Below are 26,825 nucleotides of genomic sequence, written 5' to 3' on the forward strand. Positions count from 1 at the left end.
CGGACGGACGCCGAAGGGATACCGGCCACCACGGTTTGCGCCGTGAGTCCCGGGCAGGTGGGGATCGCTGCGGCGATCCCGCAAGCGGCACAACCCCATGCCCGGCAGGGCCCGATGTAAGGCCTGATACGTGGCCTGTCAGCGCGCGTCTCCGGACCATCCGAGTTGACGACTGATCTGCGCGGCGGCGTCCTTGACGCGCGGCACGAGCTCCTGCATGCGCTCGCGGCTCATGTATTTCGTCGTGCTCGATACGCTGATGGCGGCCACGATGCGCTGACTCGCGTCATAGACGGGTGCGGCCACGCAGCGAATTTGCGGCGTGTCGTCCTCGAGATCGAAGGCATAGCCCAGGCGCGCGTAATCGTGCATGCGCGCGAGCCATGTTTCGGTATCGACCGGATGCGACGGCGACTGTGTCCGATAGTGATCGAGCTGGGCGCGCCAATCGTCTTCCGTCTTGTCGATCAGCAGCGCCTTGCCCACGCCTGTGACGCAGATCGGCTTGCGTCCGCCGATACGCGAGCTGATTTCCACTGCGCGCTGTCCCGGCAGCTTGTCCAGGTACATCACTTCCCAACCGTCCGCGACGGCCAGATGCACTGTGTCCTGCGTGTCGCTGGCAAGGTGTTCCAGTGCCGGCCGGGCCAGGCGTGGCAGATCGATTTGCCGATAGGCGAGAAAACCCAGTTCGATGAGCTTGTTGCCGAGCCGATAACCGCGTCGCGGCTCGAAGCGCAGATACCCGGCGTGCACGAGCGCCGAGGCGATGCGATGCGTGGTCGACGGCGTGATGCCGGTGTGCGCGGAGAGCGCCGGCACGGTGTCGATGCCCGCGGCGACCGCCTCGACGATGTCGAGTCCTCGAAAGAGCGTCTGGCTGGCGAGCGTGCGGGGTCGTTCGGCGTCTGCCGACTTCGGCTTTGCCATCACGCCCCCCCGAGCGCGAGCAGGCGCTCGTACACATAGCATTTGAGCGCCACGTAATGCGCCGGCTCGAGCATGGGCAGTTCGATGCCATGCAAATGACCGTCGTCGCCCTGTTGCACGCCCCGAATCGTGCCTGCGGCGGCGATCGGCATGTCGATGTCGCCCACGCGCACGCGAAACGCGAGCTGCAACGTGTCGCCGGGAGTGCCCAGCGGTTCGTTGGCCAGCAACGACACGCCTTCGGCGCTGACATCCTGCAACAACGCCAACTGGTGCGCCTCGCCTGCGGCCGCCGATTGCACCGAGACAACCAGTCTGGCGGGCACGCGCTGCGAGCGTCGCAATACTTTGCGGCGAATCTGTGCGGGCGCCGAGAGCACCACGTAATCGAAAGGTGCGCGCTCGACACGCTCGACGGTGCAGACGAAGTGAAAGATGTCCTCACCCGAGAACGTCCACAGTTCGAGCCGTTCGCTCGGTTGGAGGGTAGGGGGGGCGGCGCGTCCGGTCGGCGCGGTCACGAAGAGCATGTGATTGGGCGCATGGCCGATCACGCGCGTGCGCACCCGCTGTGACCCGGCGCCCGGCGGCAACTGGATCTGCAGCCAGTCGCCGGGGCGCAGATTGAGGTCGTTGAGTCCGTACTGCGGCGCTGGCGTGTTGTCAGTGAGCACTTGCGGGGGCGACGCGGCGTCGCCGTCCGTCATGTCGTCCGCACCGAGGTTCGCCATGCGATGCGGCGCGAATGAGGCGAAGAGCCAATCGCGTCCGGCCGGTGTCGGAACGATGTCGCCCTGCGCCAGCAAAGGCTCGCCGTTGCGATCGACAATGGCCCAGGGCAGTGCTTCGCCGAGCGGTATGTCTTCGGGCGTAAGCGCCACGAGCGGCAGCACGGGTGCGGCCGTTGCAGTGGGCTCCGCGGTGGCGGGAGAGGAAGCTGGTGTGGAGGCTGTGGACATAGGGACGGATCAGGGGCTCGGTTCGGGTTGGACGACCGCGAACGTCAGGTGCCCGAAAGTCTACCGCGACGCATCGGCACTTGGCGAGGGGCTGGCCGGCATGTCGTTGCGCAATCTGCGTAAGTGTGTGCTCGCTGGGGTGCGCTCTCGGCGTTGGGACGAGCGCCATCGGTGTCGGCGTGCCGGGCGATGCCCGCGTTGCCGCTCGACGAGGCGCCGCGTGTTCGATGCCGCCTGCCTATAGTCGGCGCTTTGCCGGCACGCCGGTGACGACGAGGTGGGGGGTGTCATGGAGTATCAACGGCATGCAACGACGTCGGGCTGGGCGGGCGAACAGTGGGGTTCGCCAGGTGTCGTGCCGGCGGGCGCGCGCGAGGCCTCGATGCAGCATCGCGCACAGCGAGGCGGCCCCGGCGAAGCGATGATGCGGGTGACGAATGGGGGCATCGCCATCGGCAACAGCGCGACGTGTCACGCGCAACGCCGCACATCGGCGTCTTCGCCGACGCTCGATCCGGCGCTGGCGCGCGCGTTCAGCGCCGCCTGGGCAGGCCTGTGGGCGACGACCGGCGCGCACCAGCAGTTCTATCGCCCGGAGTTTGCGCTTGCTCACCAGCGCGATGCGCGACTGGCGCGCAAGTTGGCTCAGGTCGAGACGATGTTGGCGCCCACTCACGGGAATGCGGATGCGGCCGGGCGGGGCGGCATCGATGCGATGTGCCGTGATGTGAACCGGTGGCTGGAGAGCCTTGCATCTACCGGAGACCGGGGATGGCGCTTTCGCGCGGCACGTGACGCGCTGTCGTTGGCGGGCAATCTGTCGATGCTGGCGATCCTCGCCGCGTGCTTGCATCGCACCGATGCGACGCCCGACGGGGTGTCGGGGGCGGCGGCAGCCAACACGCCGTTCGGCGTGCCGTGGGCCGACTGGACGCTCCTGGCGTTCGAGGGTGCCAAGGGCGCTGTCACGCAGTCGCTCGGGTCGCCCACTTTGATTCGCCACCATGCGGTCGACGAAGTGCTCAAGCGTATGGATGCGGGGTGCCGGCTGCTCGAAGCCTGTCTCGTGTCGCCGACGCCGCGGCACTCTGCGTCGCGCCCGCCGTCGGCGGCGTTGCGATCATCCTGGCGGGACACGCTTGGCGCGCTCACCCGCGCGCGCGACGTGGCAACACTCTTCACCGTAGCCAATACCGCGGTGCCGCCTGCCCGGTTGGGTCTCTGGATACCATCGTGGTTCTCGGCGACCTCTGCCGCGAACGACGGCTATCGCGGCATACTGCGGGTGGCCGGCCTCATGCTCGATTCCTGCCGTGCGGTGACCAGCCTGCTCGGGACATGGGCGCGCAACGAGGCGTTCGCAATCGACGCGCAGGGGCTCACACGGCGGTGGCAATCGCTTTGCATGCGGCTGGCGCAGGTTCCCGAGGACATGCGCGAGTCAACCATGGCGCGTGCCGATCGGGTCGCAAGCCTGGCCACACATTGCGACACGGCGCTGCTCGCGACGATTGCCGCGCATGAAGCCTTGCGCGAGCACTTGCTAGCTTCGTGCGAAACATTGAGCGCCAGCCGGATCGCGCTGGCTTGCGAGGCATTCGGCGTGCGTTGCCACAGGTATCGGGACGGCGATCGGGAGGCGCTCAGTGCGAGCCCGGCGGAAAGTGCGTGGGGTCGCCGGTGGACGGGCTGCGCCTCGGAGAGTGTGAGCACCACGCCGTTACGTGCTTCGTATCGTCTGCTGCTGTCCTATCAGCACTGGAGCTCGGCGCTGCCGGAACGCCTGATGGCCGCCGCGCGCCGGGAAGACGACGACGGGGCCGCGGCGGCGACCTCGACCGATCCGGCAGGGCTCGCCCGAACGCGGGACGGCGTGGTGTACATCGAGCTCGACGCCCGGCGCGACAGAGGGCATCCCGGACCCGGGCAACGCGCCTTGCCGGGCATCGTTCGGCCCTCATGATGGTTTCGATGGCGACGACGTCATGACGGAATATCGAGGTCTGGCATGTGGGGTTCCGTATGCTGCGCCAGCGAATTTCATGCGCGTTTGCGCGTCCGATCTGCCATTGCCCCGGTTCGCGGCTTGCGGGGGCCGGCACTGGCGCTCGGTATCTTCAGCGCTTTCTGGACGGCGCTTGCGCTGCGGCTCGCGCAACCGCCGTTCTCGCTCGGCATGCGTGGCGTGGCGGTATTTGCGCTTGCCGGCGCGTCGGGTGCGATCGAGGCGCCGCCGCACGCGCAGCGACGACCTCGGTAGCGCGCGGCTGAAAACGAACAATTGAAGTTGTCCGCGCCAGGGTTCGTAAATTATTGATTTTTTGTTGTTTTTGTTCGCGGCCAGAATTGACAAGAACCTGTCCGAACTCCAACGTATCGGGCCTGCAAAGTGGAATTTTGCGCATGAAGTTGTCCGGCCGTTACAAATCAATGGGTTAGCGCAGAGAAATTCCGCTTTCAGTGGCAGGACTACTAGGCGGGAGCGCTTGGATTTTTGCGTTTGAGGTTGTCCGCGATGTTTGTACTCGGAAGAGTACATGGGCCCATAGTTAACTCGTGCGCGTGAGCGAGGTCGCGTTTGAATAGACGAGTGCTCGTCATGGGCACGGTCGATGTATAGGTCAAAGGTTATCGACAAACCAGTCGTAGTTATCGAGAAGGGCGTTGGTCTTGGGCTTATCGGATGTATTCTTGGCCGGTTTGATTGTCTTCACCTTCGCTGATGGTTTCTGGGTACGTTGCTCATCCTGCAGTTGCCTATGCGCGTCACGCTCCTTTGCGGTAAGCGAGGCCAGAAGTGCCTTTTCATCAGCCACTCGTTGGCGCATCTGTTGGAACTGCATTTCGGCATCGACGACTGTCGATGACTGTAGCGGCGAGGCTAAGTCCTTGCGTTTGCTCCCGCTTCCGCTGTGGATGGACATTGAGGTTTCGATGTCGTTACGGAAGACAGCATAATCTCTCGAGGAGTAGGCTCGTTCGAGCGCGAAAAGGTCGACGTCTGACCGAGCTCGAACCGCATTGGCACACGCTACTTGCAGCAAATATGTTGTCGCTCGGATTCCACCACCGGTCATGTTGTGTATCGACTTAGCGTCTTTCTCGGGGTCGAAAACAAATACGTCTGGAGCGACCCCTTGCAGCCATTCCAATAGCGTAGTCCAGTCGGCGCTGTCATGGGCTTCCGGAAAAAGGTGAATGGGCTTGGGCAGTAGGCGGTGAACGTCCTCCTCGTTGCGGGCGCGAAGCTTATGCAGAAGACTGAAGTTAGCGATGTATACCCAGGGCAGCCCCGCATAGTAGACGGACAGCAACATCTCGGTTACCCGAGCGTTTGCTGAATTGGATTGTGAGACGAACTGAAATTCGTCCAAGCAAAGGAACGACACGCCATCGCGAAACGCCTGCTTTCGAAGCAGTTGGGATAGCATTTTTGCAGTGCCTGCTCCTTGGTGAGCCGTGAGCATTATTAGAAGGTCACGCGTTGTACTGCAGTTGCCGACCTTTACCGTGCGGTGGCTTTCCAGAGGGAACAAAGTTCCGTCGGCAGCGGAGACTGTGCCCATACCTGGCATGACCCGGCGAAAGGCCGCAACTGTCGCTGATTTCCCGACTCCCGCCGGCCCGGTCAGGCAGATTGGCACGCTGTACTCCGGCAATGGAGGCTCGTGTTGATAGACACCTTGCAAGTGCGCCATTGGGTCGCGATATACCGCTTTGCAATGTTCTTGCGCGTGCGTTATCCATTTGTAGAGAATGTCCACGCATTGTGCGCTCGGGTAGTAAATTCGACCGAATGCTGCCTCGACTTCGATGCTGGCTTGGTCCGGAGTCATTGTTCTGAGGTCAAGAATCGGTGCCGGCCTCAGCGCTGCCTTTTCTGCAATCGTTTCTCGATTCAATAGAGGAGAGAAGCGCTCGACCCACGGATTTTGGGAGTCGCTCTTCATGCAGACTTTCTCCCTGACACGTGTCTGTTGGCCTCTTTTGTCTCCTGCCTATCCTTCTTTGCCGGTCCTGACTTTCGCCGGCCAACGGTCCATTTTTCTCCTGTACTTGCCTCGAAGCTCTCCATCATTTCTGCGGCGGCGGCACTTCGATGTTCTTCGAACTTGGCGTTCACCCGTGCACGGGCTTCCCGCCATTGCTTCAGTTCTTCAATTGATACAAAAAGCAGGCTCTCGTCGTCGCGAATCTTCAACTTGGCATCGAGCCTGATGATGGTGCTGTCAACTTCAACCCAGATGTGCCTGACGCAAAGGTCGAGCATATAGCCTTGCAATTCCACGCTGCCAAGGGAGTTTCGTGCGATTTTGTCGAGCAGGCCAGTATCTCGAAGTTCCGCGCAGTCGAATCGCCGGTCGTCAAGGTAGACACCGTCTTTCTTCGCAAATACGGGGATTGGGGTGAGAAACGAACGCACTGCTTCAGCGATGCTGACAGGCAAACCAGAGTTGCGCAGCCTTGCGGAGTAATGTTTGTATAGCTCGTGAGGCGTTGGAAGCGTGTAGGCCAAGTCGGGGTCAATCTCCATCCGCGCGGACATATCCGTCTGATGGTTGTAGCCCATCAGCCGAAGAATCTCCCGTTTTGCCAGTTCGACCGGTGTGAGACCACTCAGAACGTAGCTGGGCCGGCCCTCAAATTTCACATCCCTGGGATGGGACGACTCCACCGTGGCTTTGGATTGCCCGCTCCACGACGGAACCATGTCCCGAATCACCGGCTTCACGTTGTCGTCTCGGACTAGAGTCGGGGTGGACCCTGGGCCTCGGTCAAGTTTCAGGTGTGGCGGGAGGCCCTCGCATATCCAATAGTCATCTTTCAGCTCGATGCCGAAGAGTTCGCAGAAGTACGATTTAGGAACCGCCATGCTGAAGAGCGCCATACGGTAGGCGGACGCACGTTCGGCAAACGAGAACCCTATGCCTGCCATAACCCCACACAGATTGTCTCGGGCAACAACCACGCATAGTGGCGGAAGTGGCCTACCCTCGATGTAGCCTTTGGGTAGCTCGCTTGTAAAGTATCCGTCGAACTCGGTTATTTCGAGAACGTTGGAGACTTCCTCGGAGTATCGGCCATTTGATGCACGGAGGCTGCGTCTGTGTCGCGCAGAACCGAAACGGGTTCTCTGGACGGTTTCCAATGAAAACTCTTTCGTCACCCAGTACCGAAACTGGCGTGAACTGGGAAAGGGCTCACCATTAGGTTGGTAGTACTGGAAGCACCCGTCCTCGTCTCGCCTGGTCTTGCAGCCGAATATGAACTTCATCGTCTGCGTGTAGATGACTTTCATGGTCACCCCGGCAGCGCCATATTTGAGATACCCTTTCACGCACAACTCGACCATATGGGGTGTCATTGCATAGCCATGAAATTTCCCATTGGCTTTCGAAGGGGCGCCTAGCTTGACGTCCGAATACGTCCCTTCCTCTCGCCCCAGCCGATGAAAAGGCGGTAGTAAAGCCCACATGTTTCGGCCAAAGCAGAGGTAGACAAGCAACCAGAATCGAAATCTCCCCCTGTTTTGTGGGGGCGATGCGTCGTTTGCAAATTGGTTGATTGCGTAGTCAATGTCCGGCGCGGCAAAGATAGCGTCCAGGTTATCCAGAGCTCGTGCGAGATGCATGAGCCTCGACTGGACATACTCAAGGTAGGAGCGCCTGCCGCTCGGTCGGCGCGCATCGATTGCCATGATGTTCTTGCCCTTCAGTTCCTCCAGCCATGGCGGTAAATCGGCAGCGTCACTTCGACTTACCGATATAGCGTTCCGGTCGAGTCCGTCTTCAAAGATGTCTCGAGGAAGGCGTAACAGACTCGCCGTTGGTTGACGAGTATTCTTGCCATATGAATCAAATTGAGCCAGCAGGATGGTTGGGCCGGCGTTGACGACAAAATGGTACGTGACGCCGCGGGCGAGCGGACCAAAACCATCCGGGGTGGTGACTTGCGCTCCGATTAACATGGCTTCTCCTCGAACCAACCGGCATAACGGGTAAGGACATCTTCGTTCTCGCGGCGAAGGGGCCTGTCAATCAGCACGGGGTGGAAGAGGTCGACCCTTAAGGCCCGACGCCATATGCTCTGGTAAAAGACGTTGCAGCAGTCTTCGACGGAGAGGCCGTCGCCAGCAACGCGAGCGATTACGTGCAACGGAGGAAGGCCGGTATCCAGGCACGTTCGAAAACGGGCAATGAGGTCCGATTGCTCTGAAGCCGGCAGACTCACGCTTCGCTTGTGACGTAAGAAAAGCAGCCGCAAGTTCGACGTTACGTGCTTGTCGATTTCGCTCCCGGCAACGTGCACCGTCCTGATACCAGCGTCTGCGTAGTAGACGCGCTCAAGTTCATGGCGTGTCTGAATCTCTGCGGGGAACAGAAGCTTCGAGCGGGATATTCGCTTGTAGTCAAACGGTCGTTTGAATGCTTCTTCGCTGTCTTTCACTGACCAGTTGACGCAATACACCTGACCAGTTGGGGCTCGTATCGCCCATAGCAGGTCGCCGATATGAGGAAAGATAATTTCGCGCTTTCCCCTCTCGCAATTGACGTCGTCCACCCAAATGCGCGGGAGCACCTTCAGGCAGTTCAGCCGTTCGGCTACTGCCACCATCCCTCGAAGTGGCGGTAATCCGCCAGCAATGCAACCGGGGAAGTTGGCGAGAGGGTGCGCTTTCGGAGCTGGGGAGAGCATTCGCTGCTCTTGCAGTCCAACCGTGCGTGGGTGGTAAAGGCCTAAAAGTGTAGCGGCCAGCTCAGAGTTGGAGAGGAGGTGCAGGTCTCTATTGGCCAGTTTCGCGCAATTTATGATGTGCGCGTGAGAAATCGACGGCGCCTCACCGCGAACGGCCAACGTGGACGGCACGTAGCTGGCGTCCCAGCCTGGGTCCTTCTGACGTTTAAGAATCTGTTTCAGGCGGAGGGATGTTAATGCGATAGATGTTCCCATCAGGGCGTCCGTTATAAAGGCCGCTTGAGGGAAATAATGTTCGCGAGAGCCATTTATTTTCCTCCATAGCGGTAAGCTGCGATTCTCCTGTCCGAGTAGTTCGAGAAAATCGCGAAAACAGCTTGACACGCCCAGGCGAGTGGAGGAGACTAAAACTGCCACGTAATAGTCTTCTGCATTTCGCAGGCGAAGCCGGATGAGCCGTAAGGTGATTCCGGTTTTTCGTTTCTACATCTCAATCCTCCATTTATCTCCGCTTTCCTTGAACCCGCGTGTTCGAGAGGGGGGCGATTCCCCAATTGCTACCCACTGCATGCATTGACGGCTCGCTCTGCGAACGCAGTCTGATGCATTGCATATGGCTCGTGATTATTTCTGCATGCCTGAGTTTGATAATCGATGTAAATTAAAAAATAAAATCGCATTTATTTTGCATCACAATTAAATTTATTGCCACATAAAATTTCCTTGCGAAATTGCTTGTTTAACGGTATTCGATGATTGTTAACTTAACTTTTTGGTCGTATACCATTGAATTGATTTTTTAAACCGGTGGTTGAAATTTCATATCGTTGTGATAGTTTTATAGAGGTTCTGGGTTTCTGGTGAGTTAATGCGTTTGGGTGATTTGCCAGATTGATGGTCGGGAGGGGATTTGTTTATTTTGCCAACGATAGCCATTGATGAGTATGCGCTGGGGTATCTTGGTCGCATTTGCTCACTTAACCTTCTTGATGTTCGTCCAAGGCCTGGATTGGGAGGCCTAGTTTTACAGCGCGGGAAGTTTTCGAGTAGGTATCATGTGCCGCTTGCCAAATTGCTCGGCATGACCCTCCATTCGTTCCTGCTTGAGCATGCGCTGCCGTTTGCGTTGTGGTCCGGGAGTTCTTTGGGTGAGCCGAGGCCCGGTACGGCATCGCGACCAGCGCGCTTCTGTGTCGAGTGCGTGAACCAGCATCGGCAGGAGCTGGGGGCACCATTCTGGCGCCGTGCTCATCAATTGACTGGCGTGTGCATATGCTTTGAACATGGCACCGCCTTATTGGCGGTGGCCGAACAGTGTCCGTCGCGTGTGTTGCCAGCAGCCAAAAATATACGAAGCACAAGGGAGTGGGGCCCGCCAGGGAGTGCGGGCTGGGACGCCATTCGGAGCTACAGTGGCGCGGCTGGTTTTCTCCTTAAGGCACTTGGTGGTGGCTACCTATATGGCCTTTTGCGGCAAAAGCTCAGCCCAATGCTCCGGCGTCGAGCAGCAGAAATGGGCCTTGTTACTGCGCTGGACGATGCGCCAGGGCGGTACCTCAGTGACGTTGCGTTTGAGCGCTTTCCGCATGACTGGCTAGAGAAAATCTTCCCAGATGCCAAAAAGCGAAAAGAGTTTGGGAAACGATTTCTTCCTATTGATGACGTGGTTTGTGCCGCATACGCGGTGCCTTATGTCGCTGAGCCATTGGCGTTGGCATTGATGTTTGATATAGACGAGTGGGAGAGCTTAATCCTCCCGCGAATCGCGATGGAGAAATCGGACTTCCTCACAAAACATGGCAAGGAAAATGTTGCCCAATGGGCCGAGATGGAGCTGGACGTAGTCTTGGGTTGTCGTCCGACCGCCTAGAACGGTATGGAAGAAGCCCTTTTTCAGTGCGGTCCGTGTGTGCCGGCTTACGCCGATGAGACGGTTTACAGCTGGTGTGCCCGGTTATATCGACTTCATGGTGGGCTAAGCGCACGAGGCTTCAGTCGTCTGCTGAGCGGTCATCCAACGGCTTGCCTCAGACATGATTTCCCGTCGCGATTAGGGCGCTTCTATCAGCACATCCAGGATGGGAGGGCGGCAAGCGAGCTACTTGTTGAGCGAACCATCTACGGCATTCATGCGCCGTTCCTGTCTCAGCGCGCTGACTTGGCAGTTCGTGAGCGCCTGCTTGGCAGCCAAGGTTCGAGGGCAATGCGGACGTTGGGAATTCCGCGTGCCGGCATCCTTGCCCTTAACGCGTTGAAGTTCTGTCCTTACTGTGCTGAAGCGCAGCGGGAAGGGAGGGGCACGGCGTGCTGGTTGACGTCACAGCAGTTGCCATCGACATTCGTGTGCAGCGTCCATCGGGTCTGGTTGATGTTGCAGGACACAATCCAGTCGAGAGGCGTTACCGACGATTTTTACCTCCCTGACCCGCATCTCGCCCGCCCCTACATGTTGGCACCGCAGCACTCACCGGCGTTTCGCGCTCTTGAGAAGCTTGGGGTGTGGGGGCTTCATTTTCGAGCTCAGCGTGAGTTCCGATATACCGATGCCCATTTGCGTGTTGTCTATCTCCTAGGGGCCAAGGCTCGCGGCTTGGTTGCCCTCGATGGAAGCTTGCGCATGCGGCGGCTCCGCGAAACTTTTGTGAACCACTTTGGCGAGGCGCTCGGCCTGGTCGGGACCGAGTTCACTGGTGACATCTCTGGCACTTCAGAAGGGTTTCTTCCTCTCTTGGTTCGACGATTTGCAGGGCATCGGCACCCGGTAAAGCATCTCATGCTGATGAGCTGCCTGTTCGATAGCTTTGATGAGTTTGCCGAAGCGCATGCCAGTGCCTCAAGCTTGCTGGCGGATGGGGGAGAGGCTGCCGTACTCGCTAAGCTCCGTGACGGGCAGGATGTACTTCGTCGCATGGTCGACGACGGGCAGTCGGCGAGCGTTGTGGCTCAAAGCATGGGAATTCCTGTGACCCAGGCAACGCGGACCTTGGACAAACTTGGCGCGGACGGGCGTCTTCGTCGGCCGAGAATTGTTGGAACTGAGCGGGAGCGCGAGCTTTGTAAGCTGTTATCTGATGGGCAGAGTCGTGCACATATTTCCAGTGCTCTGTGCGTTCGTCCGGCCTTCATCAAAGACTATCTTTCGACCCGGCAAGCGTTAAAGCGTCAATGGGCGGACGCGTATGCGAGGCGACAGCGAGAACACTATCGCCGGAGACTAACGGAAGTTCTGCGCACGCACCCAGACCTTCCCATAAAGGCGATTCGCAGGCTACCCGGGAATGGCTTTCAGTGGCTCTACAACCATGATAGGGACTGGTTGCGTGAGGTGCTTCCCGCAATTTGGAAGCGTGAGTGACCGCTCAGCGGTGACGCGTGCCGGACAGTTTCCTCGTTCTGTGTGGATTCGCTGCGGGGCAAGCTGGGCCGGTTCCGGCTGGTTTCGGGAAGAGCGTCAGATTGTCTGTGGAGAGTCTCAACTCGTCGTCACTTCCGGGAGCATGCCGGCCACATCCGAAAGGAGAACCACAATGAGAGCGCTAGAAAACCAAATCGACTTAGACATAGCACTGCGGAAGTTGCACGAGCTCGCGCTCGCGGATGGCGACCTGGGTTACGAGTATTGGTATGGTATTGCTCAGTTGCTTCGGAATGCGGCCAGCATGCGGTCGGAGATTGAAATTTTGTCGAGGGCGCTCGAGGAGTGCCGGGCCGAGCGTAACAAGGCGCTGGCCGTTGCGAATTCCACTCACGGCAACGCCGGTAAGTGATTCGCGATTGAAGAAGTGGTCGAGATGGGGGCACGGTATCGAAGGGCGCGACCAAACCGTTTGGGGGCGGTGCAGAGGGTAGAGGGGCCGTATGCCGCTAGCGTGCAGTTGACCCTAGGAGCATCCACCAACACCTTTGGTCTGGTATCACGAAGTTTCATCACTTTTGAAACTTTTCAAAGTCGATGATACCGTGCTCCTCGATAACTGGCCCGTCGTCTCAGGCCCAAACCACTGGCTCGAGAACAGTTCGGGGGCGTCAATCCGTAGCAGTTGCAATAGGCCATTCAGTCAACGAACCTATATTTCCGGTATTATGGAATTGTTGAGTTAACCTCGGGCTTTGCCACGCTAACGATGCAACAAACCCTTTCGACCGACGTCTGCGTAATTGGAGGCGGCCAGTCAGCGCTAGCGACAGCCTACTTCCTGCGCCGGGCCGGCTTGAACTTCGTTCTGTTGGACGAGCAGCCGTCTCCCGGTGGCGCATGGCAGCAGGCGTGGGATTCGTTGCGACTGTTCTCGCCTGCGCAATGGAGCTCGCTCCCCGGCTGGCCGATGCCACGTAGCGAGAGTGAATATCCGTCGCGGGACGAAGTCATCCGCTACCTGACCGATTACGAACACCGGTACCAGATTCCGATTCGACGTCCTGTTCACGTCACGTCCGTGACGCAGGCCGACACGGGCTTGCTCGTCGAGACCAATGACGGTCACTGGTTGGCGCAAACGGTGATTAGCGCCACCGGCACATGGAAGAAGCCTTACATCCCGACCTATCCCGGGCAAGAGCTGTTCGAAGGCGAACAACTTCACTCCGCCAATTACCGTAATGCCGGCAACCTACATGGCAAGAACGTACTTGTCGTCGGTGGCGGCAATTCGGGGGCTCAAATACTCGCCGAGGTGTCGCTAGTTTGTAACGCGACATGGGTTACGGTGGACGAGCCGCTCTTCCTGCCAGACGAGGTCGACGGACGAGTGCTGTTCGAGCGCGCCACCGAAAAGTGGAAGGCTCAAAGCGAAGGCAGGCCAGCGCCCGCACTCACGGGCGGCCTCGGTGACGTAGTGATGGTGAAGAGCGTGAAGGAGGCCAGGTCCAGAGGCGTCCTTCATTCGGTTCGCCCGTTCTCCCGCTTCGTATTTGATGGCGTGGTCTGGGCGGACGGCTCCCACTCACCTGTGGATACCGTCATCTGGTGCACTGGCTTCCGACCGGCGCTCGACCATTTGGACGAATTAGGCGTGCTCGAAAGCGATGGACGTGTAGCGACTGAAGGTACTCACGCTATTCGCGAACCCAGGCTATGGCTCGTTGGCTATGGCGAATGGACAGGCTTCGCCTCAGCGACGCTCATCGGCGTGATGCGTGGTGCCCGGGACACGGCCAATCAGATTGCTGAATACCTTGCTTCAATTCAAGAACGGAGTAGCTCATGAAGGTCACGATTTATCACAACCCGGATTGCGGGACGTCGCGCAACACGCTGGCCATGATTCAGAACGCTGGCATCGAGCCGGAAGTCATTGAATACCTCAAGAATCCGCCGACACGCGACCAGCTCTTCGACCTTATCGAGCGGTCGGGTCTTTCCGTGCGCGAGGTGGTCCGCGAGAAAGGCACGCCCTTCGCAGAACTGGGACTCGGTGAACACGGCGTGACGGACGACCAGCTGTTGGATGCAATGATGGAGCACCCCATCCTCATCAATCGGCCTATCGTTGTGACGGAGCTCGGCGTGCGACTGTGCCGTCCGTCAGAGGTTGTTCTGGACATCCTGCCGACGCCGCAAAAAGGCGCCTTCACCAAGGAAGACGGCGAAGTCGTCGTCGACAGTGAAGGCAACCGCGTCACCAAGGGATAATCAGAAATACCGGGCGCGCTACTGCTGTGGCGCGCCCGCCAAAATCCACGTCAGAACAATCTTCAGGTCGGCATCACTGATGCCGGGATTCGGCGGCATGGCCATGGGCCCCCACACGCCGGAACCACCTTGCTTGACCTTCTTTATCAGCTTGGCCATCGCGCCAGAATCCCCTTTGTATTTCTCGGCAACCTCGCGATACGCTGGCCCCACAATCTTGTGGTCGGCGGCGTGACACGAGAAGCACATGTTCTTACTCGCGATGGACGTAGCCTTGGCGGCATCGACCTGAGCAAAAGCTGGCACTGCAACAGTTAAGCCCAGAAGAATCCCCAGAAATCGCTTCATCAATTTCTCCATAGTCGTTGGAAAGAAAAATGCCGCCCGGGGTGGCGGGCGGCATATGACTGCAATCACGCGTATCGTCGGCTCTTGAAACTCACGGTTTTCTGGTAATCCTCCATGGCACCGACGCGGCGCACGTTGGCCCAGGTGCCCTTGTAATAGGGAATGATGTTTCGGTCGGTCCAATCGGTCGTCACATCGCCCTGGATGCCATTGACATACCCAAAGAGCATAAACGTCTGGTCCTGCTTGATTTCCTTAGCCGGGTAGGCCATCGCGTACGTAGAACCGAAATCGTTGAAGACCTCGACAATGTCGCCAGCCGAGACACCTAGCCCCTTGGCATCGTCAGGGTTCATCTCCAGGTAAGCCATCGGGTATCGTCCCCGGACAAACTCGTTGTACTGGTCGTGATAAGCGGTTTGCCAGACCTCGTTGTTCCGTCCGTTGTTAATCCAGAACCGATATTTCTCCTTCTGCTGGGCCACCGTTTTCGGCAAACCGTTCCAGGGAGCCGGCTTGAACTGCGCCTTGCCGTCGGCCGTGTCGAACTTGGAGTCCGTGTAGAGCATCTCGGTGCCGACCAGCTTCCCGTCGGTGTACGACTTGACGGGCAACTGAACGCCATTGTTTCCCGCTGCCTTTAGACGGTCATACGTCACGAGATTGCCTGTCCCACCACCTTGGCTGTCAATCTTCGGCGCCCCTGGCTGCCCGGCCTGCCGGAACCCGTCGTTGAAGGCATCCTCTTCAGTCTTCCAGTCGAAGCCATCGAAGCGCGCGGCCATCTTCGAGTTGCCGTCGGCCTGGTACATGCTCTTCAGGGAATTGGCGATTCGAGCAGCGATAAGCGAGTCGGGCATTGCGCTACCCGGCGGGTCCATGAACTTCTGCGACAAGCGCATGCGCCGTTCGCCATTCATTGACGTGAGGTTGGTTTCACCAGGGTGTGCGCCTGGCAGCATGATGTGCGCCGCTTCGGCAAGCTTGGTCGGATAGAGGTTGACGGAAGCCACGAACAGGCCGCCTTTTCCGGTGGCATCGAAAATGGCATCGACAAGTTGCTCATCGGTCGCGCCCCGAGCCTTCTGCATTGCCTCTTTCACAATTTGCGAGCGTCTGAGTACGGCTTCACGCAGCGCCTCGGCGTTGTTGCTGGTCTGGAAGTTGTTGCAGGCCCACCAAGTCAGCATGCGGCCCTTGCCGTGAATGAGCTCCTGGTCGATGTAAATCTTCGTGTCTCCGGGGTAAGGCGGTCTCGTGTATCCCTCCTGGTGGCCGCCCATGCGAACCACACCTGTGCCTCGGCGACCGACGTTATGTGTCGCAAGCACTAGGTCGACCAACGCTGACTGAATCAGGTAGTTGTCGTTGCCCCAGATGATTCCTTTTTCGTAGGCGTGCATCGTGCGCGGCAGCTGACCGGACGTCTTCGGCTTATAGGCCCACTCGGCCGCCTTGCGCAGTTTGTCGACGGAGACGCCAGTGACCTTACTGGCTTCCTCGAGCGACATATGGTTGGTCTTCACCGCGTCATCGAACCCGTTCGTGTGCTGGGCGATGAAGTCTCGGTCAATCCAACCCTGCGAAACGACGTAAGTGAACAGCCCGTTGAAGAGCGCAACGTCCGTCCCCGGCTGGATGTCCAGATGAAGCACGTTATCTGCGCCAGCGACCTGCTCCGCGATAGCAATGGTCGGCGAGCGACGAGGGTCGACGAAAATAATCTTCGTGGCCGGTGTAGCTTCGCCAGCGAAATGCTGCTTCTTCTTGTCGAGCGTTCCACCTTGGAGATTGAGTACCCAATGATTGAGGAAGTAGTTCGTCTGGGTCTCGTATGCGTTATTGCCAATCGACATCAGAACGTCCGCGAGCTCTGCATCCTCGTAGGAATTGTTCAGCTCACCAATGCCCATTTCGCGGGTGGCGTGGCACTCAGAGTTGTAGGCCGGCCGATTGTGGATACGCACCATCGGCGTCTGAATTGCCGTGAACATCAGCTTTCCCGTCGCCCAGGTGTTCTCAAAGCCACCGCCGGCACCGCCGTGGTCGAATGCCGAGAACACCACGCCGCTTGGGCCATCTTTATCCAGAGTGCGCTTGAGCAGGCCGGCATAAATCTTCATCGCGCGGTCCCAGTTCGTGTCTACCCACTGGTCACCGACATAGAGGCGCGGGTTGAGAAGCCGGTCACGCGTGGAGCCGTATGGGTTGTACATGTACATGGCCATCTTGCCGCCACGCGTAGAACTGAGCCCGCTATTAACCACGCACTCCTTGTCCGGGACAATCATGACGTTGTAGCGAGCACCGTTTGCGTCGCTCACGACGTTGGTCATCGCGGGCGTAAGCGTCAGCGATAGTGGTGGCACCTGTTTTCGGAAGTCGACGCCAAGCGCGTTTTCTCCTGGCGCTCGGCCTCCCTCGGTCCCTTCCGGCCACTTGTAGACGTGATAGCCACACCCCACGATGCAGAAGTGGCAAGTCATGTTGGTACGTTGCGCGCTCGGGGGCGGCAGCGTAATGCGGTCACCGTTGTTGTTCATGACTCCTCCGTTACAGGACGTTCGCCTGCCGACCGTACAACATGCCCTCAACACCCGTGGCAGTGATACGGCCGCTCTTATCGTCGTAGGTGAGATGAATTCGCGGCAGATTCTCCGTCGCCTGACCGGCAATCATTTGTCCGCCTTTTTCCGCATCAAACATGCTGTAGTGACACCCACACTTGAAGGTGTTTGTCCCTGCGTCGTAAGCGACCGGGCAGCCCATGTGCGTGCACATCATGCTGTACGCGACGATGTCCTGATTCGGCCCGACGCCTCCGGGCGCGGGCACGCCGAGCTTGATAGCAAGACACGGCGAAGATGCGTCGGGATAACTGAATTGGAGCGGTGTGCCCTGAACAATCTGCCCCGCAGTGCCCAAGGGTTTTCGCGGATAGGGAAGAACCGTATGACTGGTATCCGGCGCTGCGGCCGGGGCGGCTGATGCTGGCTGTGCAATGCCTACAGCGGTTACTGCGACACTCCCACCGCTGAGCTTGAGAAATGTGCGGCGCGTTAAGTTCTTATCGGACATGCCTCCTCCTTGATACCCCTTCGGGCAACCAGTACTATCGAGAGGAGAAAGGCAAACTCCATGCCACACGAGACCGAAGCCGATGCGGCATGGGGTCCAATAATTCGATGCCCCCAGAAACATCGTTATATGTTTCCAGGAGGTAACGGGAAGAGGGGACAAAGCAATGTCCGGGTTACCGTTCAGTAACACCCGACGGACGTTGATTCACGCTGTTGGGGCTGGCGTCGGCCTCGCCGCGTGCGGAGCTGTTCGCTCTGCGCTTGCTGCTCCGCAGCAAAAAGTATTGTTTGGAACGACAGCTGTCTTCCTCGACAATCAAGTGCGGCTTCTCTCGAAGTGGCGCGCGCATCTGGAGTCTCATCTCGAGCAAGAGGTCCAGTTTGTTCAACGAGGCAGTTACGGTGAAATCACCGAAATGCTCCTGGCCGACCAACTCGATGTGGCGTGGGTATGTGGATACCCATATGTCACTCACACTGACCGCATGAAGCTGCTCGCAATACCGCAGTACAAGGGGCGCCCGCTCTACCAGTCGTACCTCATCGTTCCCAAATCCCAGCAAGACATATCGAGCATCACTGAGCTGCGAGGGAAGGTGTTTGCTTACAGCGACCCGCAATCGAACTCGGGGTATCTGGTCCCGCGCACCGAGTTGATTCGAAACAGTCTCGACCCACGGAGCTTTTTTAGTCGCACGTTCTTCACGTTCGCGCATCGGAAAGTCGCTGAAGCCGTATCAACAGGACTCGCATCAGCTGGCGAAATCGATGGGTACGTCTTCGACACAATGGCCAAACAGTTGCCGGATTCGGTGTCGGGGGTTCGCGTCGCATGGAAATCGCCGGCCTACGGCTTTCCTCCACTGGTGGCGCGTAAGGGGCTGTCGATGGAAACCTTCGCTCGCATCCAGTTGGCATTGCTCGCGATGCCGGAGAGCGCCGATGGGCGAGAGCTTCTTGAGCACCTGAACCTGGACCGCTTCGTCATTGGCGACGACCGGTTGTTTGACGGCATTCGAAGCCTCGTGCGGATTTCCGACACGATGCCGACGTGAGCCTGCGATGCTAGAGAACGTCAGTTATCGCTACAAGATTCCGCTCGCACTCGCTGCGGCAATCTTCCTGACCGAGTGTGCTGTCACGGCGGTGCTCCTTGGGTTGGCTCTTGCGGATGCTCGGCACAACGTTGTGGATGGCGCCAGAAGTCTCACCAATGCCACTGCCATCGCAGTTCGTGAATCACTGGTCAGGGACGACCTTTTCCGCGTCTATGAGTTTGTGCGCACGCCGGTCGCCGCGAAGCAACCCGACGACCCACTGACGGCGGTTGTCGTCTTCGATGCAAACGGTAAGGTCTATGCCGCGAGTGAGCCGCGACAGTATGTGACGCTAACGAAGTCCGACGACATGGGGCACGCCATCTCGTCGGCCATTGCCGCACTACGCGCCAGTCCGCTCGACTTCTACTTCCAATACCCAGGCATCTTCAGTCACGACCCTATTGTTGGCGCCCGAGCTGTGCTGGCAGAAGACAACACGCCGCTTGGCTTCGTTGTCGCCACTTACGACACGGGAACGCTTCGAGGCAGTCTCGGCACACTGTTTATTCGAATTGCGGTGCTTAACGCAGCAGGATTTCTGCTACTGATTCCGTTGAGTTGGCTTTGGGGCGCACGTATCGCCCGGCCGCTCCATCGACTCTCCAATGCGCTTGGCCGGGTTCACACGACCGAACCCGAGGTGCTCAAAGACGAAGTTGTAGCACACGGTCGTGATGAGATTGGCCGGCTCTCCGCCAGCTTTAGAGACATGCTCGATGAGCTAGCCGAGAAGCGCCAGCTTGAGCGCGAAATGGTTGTCTCCGAGCGATTGGCTGCGGTGGGACGCGTTGCCGCAGGTATCGCCCATGAAATCAATAACCCACTCGGCGGGCTGATTAACGCGGTCGACACCCTCGGGAAGCACGGGCAGCCAGACGGACTGACGCAGCGCACGCTGGCGTTGCTGGAGCGTGGTCTGGCTCAGATTCGCGCAACGGTCGGAGCCCTGTTGTTCGAGGCTCGTCTCGACTCACCGACGACCGCACCGTCGGATTGGGACGACCTAAGGCTGCTCGTGCAACCTCAGGTCCTCACTAAGCGCGTAGCACTTCAGTGGCACGTTCCAACTGAGAGCGTCAACGTACCGTCCCACCTGGTTCGCCAGCTAGTTCTGAACCTGCTCCTGAATGCGATGAAGGCTGTCCCTGTGAACGGACGGGTCTCCTGCCGCGCGGCCGTGAAGGCGTCGACGTTGCGTATCGAGATAGCCAACACCGGCGAGCAGATTCCCGAGGAAATGGTGACGAGCTTGTTTGAGCCGTACTGGCCAAGCCAAAGCCCAAAAGGCGTGCGCTCGTACGGTATTGGGCTTTGGGTTAGCTACCAGATAGTCACGCAGCTCGGTGGAACGATAGCGGTATTGAGTGATGAGTCCGACACGTCATTTGAAGTCATATTGCCGTTGCGCAATGGAGAACCCTCATGAACGCCCCGAAGATATGCCTCGTTGAGGACGACCCGATTATGGGTGAGTCGATGGTGGAGCGCTTCCAGCTAGAAGGGTTCGCCGTTGACTGGCACACGATGGGCGCCGCGGCATTGGCGGCCATCCCTAACGCGCACTACGCCGTGGTTATTAGTGACGTCCGATTGCCTGACGTGTCAGGCGACGACTTGTACTCGCGTCTGGTCACATCAATGCATAGCGTTCCACCGTTCGTGCTGGTGACGGCGTACGCCTCCGTCGACCGTGCAGTCGCGATGCTCAAAGCCGGAGTCTCGGACTACATCACCAAACCCTTTGACATCGGCAATCTGGTCGAGAAGATTCGGAACCTAGTTGCCACGACGATTCCCGAACATGCGGAGCTTGATTGTGGGCCACTCGGCGTCGCAGCAACGATGCAGAAGCTTGCGGAAATCGTGCCACGGGTAGCCAAACGGGCATCCTCCATTCTCATCAATGGCGAGTCCGGCGCTGGCAAGGAGGTTCTTGCCCGATACATTCACGACGTGGCTAGCGAGGGACATTCAGAGCCATTCGTTGCGGTGAATTGCGGCGCAATCCCGGAAACATTGATGGAGTCGGAGTTCTTCGGCTACGAAAAGGGGGCGTTCACCGGCGCCGACCGCCAGAAGCGAGGCCTGTTCGAGCAGGCAAATGGCGGAACGCTCTTCCTCGATGAAATTGGCGACCTGCCATTGAGCATGCAGGTCAAGTTGCTTCGCGTGCTGCAGGAGAAGCATGTCCGGCGCGTTGGTGGCGAGCACATCGTGGAGTGTAACTTCCGTCTGGTGTGCGCAACGCACGTTGACATTCACGAACTTGTGGAGAAGAAGCTGTTCCGTGAGGACATCTTCTATCGACTCAATGTCGTGACACTCAGGGTGCCGCCGCTGCGCGAACGGACAGAGGACATTCTTTGGATTGCGCGTCGTTTCCTTGCGGCCCACGCGGCAGCAAACGGTGAAGCCCTCAAGGAATTGCATCCGGCCGCCGAGGCTGCGTTGGTGACAGCCGAATGGCCAGGAAACGTCAGGGAACTTCGAAACCGGCTTGAACGCGCCTGCCTGTTGTCGAGTTCACCCGTGCTGCGGGCCGTCGACATTTTTCCCGAGACAGGGTCAGGTGATGAAGGCTCGGCTGATGACGCCGAAGAACCCCCGTTGTCGCAGTACCTTCAGCGCTGCGAGACGCTTTATATCCGCGGAGCTTTGCTGACGCACGGTGGGCGAATCAGCGAAACCGCGTCCGCGCTTGGAATTTCGAGAAAGAGCCTGTGGGAACGGATGCGGCGTTACAAGATTGCTGGCCACGTATCCCACGACGCCGTATCAAAATGAAACAGGCCGCGAATTCGCGGCCTGTCGGGTGACGTTACGACTGACGTTGGTACCACCGCCGGGAGGAGTTCACCACCTTCACGACGGCGAGCATGAGGGGCACCTCAATCAGAACACCAACAACGGTAGCCAAAGCCGCTCCGGACTTAAGGCCAAACAGGCTAATTGCGGTCGCGACGGCCAGTTCGAAGAAATTCGAAGCTGCAATCAGGCAGGACGGCGCGGCGACGTCATGAGATACGCCAAGTTTGCGGTTGGCAAGATATGCGAGCGTCGCGTTGATGACGACCTGAATCAGGATGGGCACCGCGAGAAGCACGATAACGCCTGGCTGCTCGATGATTTGCTCACCTTGGAAGGCAAACAGCAGCACCAGCGTAAGCAACAGCGCAGCGATGGAAAACGGACCAATCTTCGCGAGTGCGCGCTGAAAACTAGCCTCTCCATTTGCCAGCAGCACCTTGCGAAGGAGCTGCGCAATGATGACCGGGATGATGATGTAAAGCACCACCGACGTCAGGAGCGTGTCCCAGGGAACCGTAATGTTCGAGATGCCCAGCAGCAAGCCAACAACCGGGGCGAACGCGAAAACCATAATCACGTCATTGAGCGCTACCTGCGAGAGCGTGAAATACGGGTCACCCTTCGTCAGTTGGCTCCAAACGAACACCATGGCGGTACACGGTGCCGCAGCCAGAAGAATCAGGCCAGCAACATAGCTGTCCAACTGGTCAGCAGGCAACATCGACGCGAACACGTGCCGCACGAACACCCAGGCGAGGAATGCCATCGTGAACGGTTTCACCGCCCAGTTGATGACAAGCGTGACGCCAATGCCCTTGACCTGGCTGCGAACCTTGCCCAACGAAGCAAAGTCGATTCGCAGGAGCATCGGGATAATCATCACCCAGATGAGGATGCCCACGGGCAGGTTGACGTGTGCGACCTCAAGTGCGGAAATCGACTGCACGGCACCTGGCATCAGTTTGCCGAGCCCGATACCTGCAACGATGCACAAGGCGACCCACACCGATAGGTACCGCTCAAAGAACCCGATACCCCCGGCAGGCTTCTCCGACGGCGTATCGACGGTTTGACTGTCCGACATCTTTACTCCCCTTTCTCGCGCAGCGACGTGCCGATGTTCTGCATTTCCTTCTGAACCGCCATACGGTCGAGCTTATCGAGCGGCAGGTTGGTGAACAGTTCGATGCGCTTCTTGAGTTGCACGAAGGTCTTCAGGAAAGCCCGGCGCTTTTCCTCTTCGGTACCCTCGACCTGCGACGGGTCGGGCACGCCCCAGTGGGCCTTGGCCGGATGACCGGGCCAAATCGGGCAGACTTCACCAGCCGCGTCATCGCAAACCGTGAAAATGAAGTCGATGCGCGGTGCGCCGTCTACGGCAAACTCATCCCAGCTCTTGCTGCGAAGCCCTTCAACGGAGATGTCCTGCGAGCGCAGCAACTCGATACCGTGCGGATTCGGCGCCGTCCCAGGATGGCTCCCCGCACTGTAGGCGACAAATCTGTCACCGGCCAGCGCGTTCAACGCGGCCTCTGCGAGAATCGAGCGCGCTGAGTTGTGCGTGCACAGGAAGAGGACGTTGTATTTGCGTTGTTCGGTCACGAAAATTCTCCGCTTGTTGGGCATGGTCGAATTAAATCGACATCTCCAATATAATCGAAATGTTGATGCCCGACAAGCGCCTTTCGGACGGCAGGGTACGGGGCTGGCTGAACACCTGGTCCCCGAGGTGGGACCGGGGGATACACCCCTCGCAAGTGAGGAATTGCTGCTCACGCGCCACAGCCATCTCGATAGGCTTAGAATAGTCGCTTAACCATTGCGACCAAGCACCATGAAGGAAAACGACGCAGTCAAAGCTCTTGCCGCCTTGGCGCAGCCTACCCGCCTCGCGGTTTTTCGCCTGCTCGTCACAGCCGCGCCGGACGGCCTCAGCGTTGGCGTGATTCAGGAAGCTCTCGGTCTCGCGAGCGCTACGTTGTCCTTCCACTTGAAGGAATTGACTCACTCCGGCCTTGTCACGGCGCGCCAGGAGGGACGATTCATCTATTACGCACCGGCAATCGACCACATGAACAGTCTCATCGGCTTCCTGACGGAGAATTGCTGTCAGGGTGCCGAGGTGTGCGCGCCCAAGAAAGCGGTCAAGTGCAAACCGAAGACAGTCGCTGCCTGACTCCGCTGCCTGCTTCTTTGGGCACGACACAAACAAAATGGCCGCCTGATTGGGCGGCCATTTCGCGTTTACATGGCACTTAGCAGCAACTGGACTTCACGCTATCCGTGGTGGGCTTATTGGTCAACGGCATGCAGCATGCCTCTCCCTTTTCGGCCGTTTGACTGTTCCTGCCGTAGACAGGGATGGTCCCCAACGTGTGATAGGTTTCCCAAGGCACCCCAGCCGGGTCCTTCGCCCAATACTTGTTCGACGAGGCGTAGCAGCACTGAGCGCCGGCCTGGTCGACGATGTCCACACTCGCGGCGAACGCCTGCTCACGCAGCGAGGCGAGTTCGTCTTCGGTATCGACTTGGAAGCCCAGGTGATTCACCCCAGTCTCCCCGCCGCGGGCCGAAATCGCGAAATTGACGCGAGGGTCTTCCAGCATCCACTTGGCATAGTCGCCCTTGAGCACCGTCGGTTCCGCACCGAACAGGCCACTGTAAAAGCGTACGCTTTCGTCGAGGCTAGGCACGACAACATGTACGTGAAATCGCTTCATTTAAGTCTCCACTACGTTGGAAGCGCTGCCACACTTTTCGGCGGCGCAACAGTTTTCGAGCAAAAAGTCGATGAGAGCCTGCATGTTTTCGTAGTTCGCCCGGTAGATGACATTCCTCCCCTGTGAATGGCCCTCGATAAGCCCGGCATGGGTCAGCTCTTTCAGGTGAAACGACAGACTCGGGGCCGGCATATTCAGCGTGTCGGCAATCGCGCCGGCGTTCATGCCAGGCGACCCAGCTGTCACGAGCAATCGGAATGCCGCTAGCCTCGAATCCTGCGCAAGTGCGGCGAGTGCGGTAACGGCGCGCTTCGAGTCGATATTGGCCACGGCTTACTCGACCTCTTCATGTTGCAGCACCACGTTCAATCCCATCGCGAGCGATGCCAGGTCCGTGTTCACGTCGAGGACACGTCCCTCTTCAGCACGCTCGCTATATCGGTCGACAAGGTAGTCGGCGCGTCCACGCAGCAGCAGCGTGAATTTCACCAGCTCTTCCATCACATCCACCACACGGTCGTAGTACGGCGACGGCTTCATACGGCCGGTCTCATCGAACTCGTCATAGGCCTTCGCAACCGAGGATTGATTGGGGATGGTGAACATGCGCATCCAACGCCCCAACTGTCGAAGTTGATTCACAGTATTGAACGACTGCGAGCCGCCACTGACCTGCATCACCGCGAGCGTGCGTCCTTGAGTCGGTCGAATCCCGCCCATCGACAACGGCAACTGGTCAATTTGCGTCTTGAGGACGCCAGATACCGTTCCGTGACGCTCCGGGCTGCACCAAACCTGGCCTTCGGACCAGATGGACAGCTCACGCAGCTCCTTCACCTTCGGGTGGTCTTCAACACCCGGTTCATCCGGATACGGCAAGCCACGCGGGTCGAAAATGCGCGTCTCAGCACCGAACATCTCGAGCAAACGAGCTGCTTCTTCTACGAGCAGCCGGGAGTAGGAGCGCTGACGCAGTGAGCCGTACAAAAGCAGAATTCGCACGGGTTCGGCGCCCGGCATACCAAGGCGTGCCGCGATGGACGTGTCGAGATATTCAGTCTTTGCGGCCGGAAGAGTTGTTGCGTTCAGGTTAGGCGTGGTCATTGAATCGGTCCGTTGAACATTCTATGTTTCCAAGTTTATGGAAATATCAAAGAATTGCAAGTAGAATCGTCAAACGCACTCCGCCGGCGCCGAAAGACGCTGCTCTAGACCAAGCAATACATGGGAAGCCTTGGGGCAACACTGTATGGAACGCAACGAATCAAGTTCGCAGCTGACTCAGCCGGCCTCAAGCCCCTCCACGACAAACGAGGAGAACGGCTTGGCGGCGACTTGGGCACTCGCCTTGGCCCAGTTGGTGTCGTGGGGCTCTGTGTATTACGGCTTTTCGCTGTTCGTGGTGCCGATGGAACAAGCCATGGGCTGGACTCGCACGGACACGAATGCGGCACTTTCCTTTGGCTTGCTCGTATCCGGCCTCGCGGCGTTTCCGCTTGGCACGTGGATTGACCACGGGCACGGCCGTCGCATCATGGTGTTGGGGTCTGTTCTATCGAGTGCGATGCTGCTGCTCTGGTCGCAAGCGCACTCATTGGCCACGCTCTTCGTGGTGTGGGGAGGCTTGGGCATATCAATGGCCGCAACCCTCTACGACCCGGTGTTCGCCATCGTGACGCGCGACTACCCCAGAACGTTTCGCGCGAAAATTACGCTCATCACCCTGGTTGCCGGCTTTGCGAGCACCGTATTCATCCCGCTGACCCAAGGGTTTGTGGACTGGTTTGGCTGGCGTGGCGCGCTTATCGCGCTGGCGTCGCTCAACCTTGCGATTGCATTGCCAATTCACATCTTCGCCATCCGCTCCCACTCGAGCGGCGCGTCAACGAGCAACCAGCGGGCGCTTGTCCGCGAGGCGAACAAGGCATCGACCAAGCGCGCACTGAAGAGTCCGGTTTTCTGGGCGCTCGCGGCCTGCTTTACGGCCTACTACGCCACCTTTGCCGCGCTGACGTTTCACCTCGTTCCCCTCATGGTCGAGCGCCACGTCTCTCATGCGGTAATTCTGACGACAATGGCAATCATCGGCCCCGCACAAGTCATCGCCCGCGCGGCTTGGTTTGCCACCGGGCGAAACGTGAAGCCGTCCATCATCGGGTTGATTGTGACGACGGTGTTCCCGGTGTCCGTTGTTGTCCTCTTGCTTGCTGGCTCTTCACCGTATGCGCTCGCGCTGTTCGCGCTGCTTTACGGTGGCGCGAATGGCATGATGACAATCCTGCGCGGGACCATCGTGCAGGATTTGATGTGGACGGAGGGATACGGAGGCATCAGTGGCTTACTGTCGATGCCATCGAATATCGCGAAAGGTATCGCACCCATTTCGGCCGCGGCGATATGGAGTGTTCAGCAGCGGTACTTGCCAGTCGAATGGGTGGTACTGGCCGTTTCGCTGATGTCAGCAGTAGCGTTTGCTTTTGCCGTTTATTTTGCTCGTGGCGCGCATGCCCCAAAGCACGCACACTCACCGTCAGCAGTTTCAGCGGAGTAGC

At 58.7% G+C, this 26,825-nt stretch carries 24 protein-coding genes and 1 pseudogene; 12 read left to right on the forward strand and 13 right to left on the reverse strand.

The features are described from left to right. Positions 1 to 138: 138 nt before the first annotated feature. The gene (locus tag PMO31116_RS19220; protein ID WP_023596981.1) at positions 139 to 930 is read right to left on the reverse strand and encodes an IclR family transcriptional regulator; all 792 of its coding nucleotides are present in this window, start codon (positions 928 to 930) and stop codon (positions 139 to 141) included. Then, the gene (locus PMO31116_RS19225) at positions 930 to 1,889 is read right to left on the reverse strand and encodes a flagellar brake protein (RefSeq protein ID WP_150568086.1); all 960 of its coding nucleotides are present in this window, start codon (positions 1,887 to 1,889) and stop codon (positions 930 to 932) included. The genes PMO31116_RS19220 and PMO31116_RS19225 overlap by 1 nt, the downstream gene beginning before the upstream one ends. Positions 1,890 to 2,178: 289 nt before the next feature. On the opposite strand from PMO31116_RS19225, the gene PMO31116_RS19230 reads away from it, so the two are divergent. Next, positions 2,179 to 3,852: a hypothetical protein gene (locus PMO31116_RS19230; protein ID WP_150568087.1), complete on the forward strand. Its 1,674-nt coding sequence runs from the start codon at positions 2,179 to 2,181 to the stop codon at positions 3,850 to 3,852. Between the two features lie 135 nt (positions 3,853 to 3,987). After that, positions 3,988 to 4,122 (forward strand): annotated as a pseudogene (locus PMO31116_RS19235) (MFS transporter); the annotation flags it as partial. Between the two features lie 388 nt (positions 4,123 to 4,510). Here PMO31116_RS19235 and PMO31116_RS19240 read toward each other — a convergent pair. Genes PMO31116_RS19240 through PMO31116_RS19250 form a run of 3 tightly spaced genes read right to left on the reverse strand, consistent with a single transcriptional unit; the run spans position 4,511 to position 9,002 of the window. Then, a complete protein-coding gene (locus PMO31116_RS19240) occupies positions 4,511 to 5,839 on the reverse strand; it encodes a hypothetical protein (protein WP_150568088.1) in 1,329 nt (442 codons plus the stop codon). After that, positions 5,836 to 7,857 (reverse strand): transposase, encoded by a 2,022-nt coding sequence (locus PMO31116_RS19245; RefSeq protein ID WP_150568089.1) that lies wholly within the window; start codon positions 7,855 to 7,857, stop codon positions 5,836 to 5,838. The genes PMO31116_RS19240 and PMO31116_RS19245 overlap by 4 nt, the downstream gene beginning before the upstream one ends. Next, positions 7,851 to 9,002 carry a PDDEXK family nuclease gene (locus PMO31116_RS19250; protein ID WP_150568090.1) on the reverse strand — a complete coding sequence of 384 codons (1,152 nt, stop codon included), beginning with the start codon at positions 9,000 to 9,002 and terminating at the stop codon, positions 7,851 to 7,853. The genes PMO31116_RS19245 and PMO31116_RS19250 overlap by 7 nt, the downstream gene beginning before the upstream one ends. Positions 9,003 to 9,594: 592 nt before the next feature. Between PMO31116_RS19250 and PMO31116_RS19255 the strand changes: the two genes are divergently transcribed. The 5 genes from PMO31116_RS19255 to arsC all read left to right on the forward strand — a co-directional run bounded on the left by PMO31116_RS19255 (position 9,595) and on the right by arsC (position 14,217). Then, positions 9,595 to 10,455, forward strand: coding sequence for a TniQ family protein (locus tag PMO31116_RS19255; RefSeq protein ID WP_224785329.1), 861 nt, complete (start codon positions 9,595 to 9,597; stop codon positions 10,453 to 10,455). A 6-nt stretch (positions 10,456 to 10,461) separates the two neighbouring features. Continuing rightward, entirely contained in the window at positions 10,462 to 11,940 is a 1,479-nt protein-coding gene (locus PMO31116_RS19260; protein WP_150568091.1) for a TnsD family Tn7-like transposition protein, read from the forward strand. A 172-nt stretch (positions 11,941 to 12,112) separates the two neighbouring features. Further along, entirely contained in the window at positions 12,113 to 12,352 is a 240-nt protein-coding gene (locus tag PMO31116_RS19265; RefSeq protein ID WP_025249492.1) for a hypothetical protein, read from the forward strand. A gap of 357 nt (positions 12,353 to 12,709) precedes the next feature. Then, a complete protein-coding gene (locus PMO31116_RS19270; protein ID WP_025249491.1) occupies positions 12,710 to 13,792 on the forward strand; it encodes an ArsO family NAD(P)H-dependent flavin-containing monooxygenase in 1,083 nt (360 codons plus the stop codon). Next, entirely contained in the window at positions 13,789 to 14,217 is a 429-nt protein-coding gene (arsC, locus tag PMO31116_RS19275; protein ID WP_025249490.1) for an arsenate reductase (glutaredoxin), read from the forward strand. Before PMO31116_RS19270 ends, arsC begins: the two co-directional genes overlap by 4 nt. An 18-nt stretch (positions 14,218 to 14,235) precedes the next feature. Here the strand turns inward: arsC and PMO31116_RS19280 are convergent, their stop codons facing one another. The 3 genes from PMO31116_RS19280 to PMO31116_RS19290 all read right to left on the reverse strand — a co-directional run bounded on the left by PMO31116_RS19280 (position 14,236) and on the right by PMO31116_RS19290 (position 17,643). Beyond that, positions 14,236 to 14,565, reverse strand: coding sequence for a c-type cytochrome (locus PMO31116_RS19280; RefSeq protein WP_025249489.1), 330 nt, complete (start codon positions 14,563 to 14,565; stop codon positions 14,236 to 14,238). A 65-nt stretch (positions 14,566 to 14,630) separates the two neighbouring features. After that, positions 14,631 to 17,108, reverse strand: coding sequence for an arsenate reductase (azurin) large subunit (locus PMO31116_RS19285; protein WP_150568092.1), 2,478 nt, complete (start codon positions 17,106 to 17,108; stop codon positions 14,631 to 14,633). Positions 17,109 to 17,118: 10 nt separating this feature from the next. After that, positions 17,119 to 17,643, reverse strand: coding sequence for an arsenate reductase (azurin) small subunit (locus PMO31116_RS19290; protein WP_150568093.1), 525 nt, complete (start codon positions 17,641 to 17,643; stop codon positions 17,119 to 17,121). Positions 17,644 to 17,809: 166 nt separating this feature from the next. Here PMO31116_RS19290 and PMO31116_RS19295 point away from each other — a divergent pair, with 166 nt between their 5' ends. From PMO31116_RS19295 to PMO31116_RS19305, 3 genes are read left to right on the forward strand one after another with little or no spacing between them, the layout of a single operon-like run. Then, on the forward strand, positions 17,810 to 18,700 hold the full coding sequence (locus PMO31116_RS19295) for a substrate-binding domain-containing protein (protein WP_150568094.1): 891 nt from the start codon (positions 17,810 to 17,812) through the stop codon (positions 18,698 to 18,700). A 7-nt stretch (positions 18,701 to 18,707) separates the two neighbouring features. Then, positions 18,708 to 20,171: a sensor histidine kinase gene (locus PMO31116_RS19300; RefSeq protein WP_150568095.1), complete on the forward strand. Its 1,464-nt coding sequence runs from the start codon at positions 18,708 to 18,710 to the stop codon at positions 20,169 to 20,171. Beyond that, the gene (locus tag PMO31116_RS19305; RefSeq protein ID WP_150568096.1) at positions 20,168 to 21,529 is read left to right on the forward strand and encodes a sigma-54-dependent transcriptional regulator; all 1,362 of its coding nucleotides are present in this window, start codon (positions 20,168 to 20,170) and stop codon (positions 21,527 to 21,529) included. Before PMO31116_RS19300 ends, PMO31116_RS19305 begins: the two co-directional genes overlap by 4 nt. A gap of 34 nt (positions 21,530 to 21,563) precedes the next feature. Here the strand turns inward: PMO31116_RS19305 and arsB are convergent, their stop codons facing one another. Both arsB and PMO31116_RS19315 read right to left on the reverse strand, forming a co-directional pair. Then, on the reverse strand, positions 21,564 to 22,637 hold the full coding sequence (gene arsB / locus PMO31116_RS19310) for an ACR3 family arsenite efflux transporter (RefSeq protein WP_150568097.1): 1,074 nt from the start codon (positions 22,635 to 22,637) through the stop codon (positions 21,564 to 21,566). 2 nt (positions 22,638 to 22,639) lie between these two features. Further along, entirely contained in the window at positions 22,640 to 23,155 is a 516-nt protein-coding gene (locus PMO31116_RS19315; RefSeq protein WP_150568098.1) for an arsenate reductase ArsC, read from the reverse strand. Between the two features lie 232 nt (positions 23,156 to 23,387). Between PMO31116_RS19315 and PMO31116_RS19320 the strand changes: the two genes are divergently transcribed. After that, positions 23,388 to 23,729, forward strand: a complete 342-nt coding sequence (locus tag PMO31116_RS19320; protein WP_025249481.1) for an ArsR/SmtB family transcription factor — start codon at positions 23,388 to 23,390, stop codon at positions 23,727 to 23,729. A gap of 79 nt (positions 23,730 to 23,808) precedes the next feature. Here PMO31116_RS19320 and PMO31116_RS19325 read toward each other — a convergent pair whose 3' ends face one another. Genes PMO31116_RS19325 through arsH form a run of 3 tightly spaced genes read right to left on the reverse strand, consistent with a single transcriptional unit; the run spans position 23,809 to position 25,293 of the window. Then, a complete protein-coding gene (locus PMO31116_RS19325) occupies positions 23,809 to 24,273 on the reverse strand; it encodes an ArsI/CadI family heavy metal resistance metalloenzyme (protein ID WP_150568099.1) in 465 nt (154 codons plus the stop codon). Then, positions 24,274 to 24,603: an ArsR/SmtB family transcription factor gene (locus PMO31116_RS19330; protein ID WP_028730830.1), complete on the reverse strand. Its 330-nt coding sequence runs from the start codon at positions 24,601 to 24,603 to the stop codon at positions 24,274 to 24,276. Between the two features lie 3 nt (positions 24,604 to 24,606). After that, positions 24,607 to 25,293 carry an arsenical resistance protein ArsH gene (gene arsH / locus PMO31116_RS19335; RefSeq protein ID WP_246185389.1) on the reverse strand — a complete coding sequence of 229 codons (687 nt, stop codon included), beginning with the start codon at positions 25,291 to 25,293 and terminating at the stop codon, positions 24,607 to 24,609. 229 nt (positions 25,294 to 25,522) lie between these two features. Here arsH and PMO31116_RS19340 point away from each other — a divergent pair, with 229 nt between their 5' ends. After that, positions 25,523 to 26,824: an MFS transporter gene (locus PMO31116_RS19340; RefSeq protein WP_150568101.1), complete on the forward strand. Its 1,302-nt coding sequence runs from the start codon at positions 25,523 to 25,525 to the stop codon at positions 26,822 to 26,824. Position 26,825 lies beyond the last annotated feature (1 nt).

This window comes from Pandoraea morbifera (assembly GCF_902459575.1).
GTDB classification, from domain to species: Bacteria; Pseudomonadota; Gammaproteobacteria; order Burkholderiales; family Burkholderiaceae; genus Pandoraea; species Pandoraea morbifera.

Bases quoted from the DNA above. Each gene is read 5' to 3' on its own strand.
- PMO31116_RS19220 (WP_023596981.1), bottom strand. From the start codon at position 930: ATGGCAAAGCCGAAGTCGGCAGACGCCGAACGACCCCGCACGCTCGCC.
- PMO31116_RS19225 (WP_150568086.1), bottom strand. From the start codon at position 1,889: ATGTCCACAGCCTCCACACCAGCTTCCTCTCCCGCCACCGCGGAGCCC.
- PMO31116_RS19230 (WP_150568087.1), top strand. From the start codon at position 2,179: ATGGAGTATCAACGGCATGCAACGACGTCGGGCTGGGCGGGCGAACAG.
- PMO31116_RS19240 (WP_150568088.1), bottom strand. From the start codon at position 5,839: ATGAAGAGCGACTCCCAAAATCCGTGGGTCGAGCGCTTCTCTCCTCTA.
- PMO31116_RS19245 (WP_150568089.1), bottom strand. From the start codon at position 7,857: ATGTTAATCGGAGCGCAAGTCACCACCCCGGATGGTTTTGGTCCGCTC.
- PMO31116_RS19260 (WP_150568091.1), top strand. From the start codon at position 10,462: ATGGAAGAAGCCCTTTTTCAGTGCGGTCCGTGTGTGCCGGCTTACGCC.
- PMO31116_RS19265 (WP_025249492.1), top strand. From the start codon at position 12,113: ATGAGAGCGCTAGAAAACCAAATCGACTTAGACATAGCACTGCGGAAG.
- PMO31116_RS19270 (WP_025249491.1), top strand. From the start codon at position 12,710: ATGCAACAAACCCTTTCGACCGACGTCTGCGTAATTGGAGGCGGCCAG.
- arsC (WP_025249490.1), top strand. From the start codon at position 13,789: ATGAAGGTCACGATTTATCACAACCCGGATTGCGGGACGTCGCGCAAC.
- PMO31116_RS19280 (WP_025249489.1), bottom strand. From the start codon at position 14,565: ATGAAGCGATTTCTGGGGATTCTTCTGGGCTTAACTGTTGCAGTGCCA.
- PMO31116_RS19285 (WP_150568092.1), bottom strand. From the start codon at position 17,108: ATGAACAACAACGGTGACCGCATTACGCTGCCGCCCCCGAGCGCGCAA.
- PMO31116_RS19290 (WP_150568093.1), bottom strand. From the start codon at position 17,643: ATGTCCGATAAGAACTTAACGCGCCGCACATTTCTCAAGCTCAGCGGT.
- PMO31116_RS19295 (WP_150568094.1), top strand. From the start codon at position 17,810: ATGTCCGGGTTACCGTTCAGTAACACCCGACGGACGTTGATTCACGCT.
- PMO31116_RS19300 (WP_150568095.1), top strand. From the start codon at position 18,708: ATGCTAGAGAACGTCAGTTATCGCTACAAGATTCCGCTCGCACTCGCT.
- PMO31116_RS19305 (WP_150568096.1), top strand. From the start codon at position 20,168: ATGAACGCCCCGAAGATATGCCTCGTTGAGGACGACCCGATTATGGGT.
- arsB (WP_150568097.1), bottom strand. From the start codon at position 22,637: ATGTCGGACAGTCAAACCGTCGATACGCCGTCGGAGAAGCCTGCCGGG.
- PMO31116_RS19320 (WP_025249481.1), top strand. From the start codon at position 23,388: ATGAAGGAAAACGACGCAGTCAAAGCTCTTGCCGCCTTGGCGCAGCCT.
- PMO31116_RS19325 (WP_150568099.1), bottom strand. From the start codon at position 24,273: ATGAAGCGATTTCACGTACATGTTGTCGTGCCTAGCCTCGACGAAAGC.
- arsH (WP_246185389.1), bottom strand. From the start codon at position 25,293: ATGCCGGGCGCCGAACCCGTGCGAATTCTGCTTTTGTACGGCTCACTG.
- PMO31116_RS19340 (WP_150568101.1), top strand. From the start codon at position 25,523: ATGGAACGCAACGAATCAAGTTCGCAGCTGACTCAGCCGGCCTCAAGC.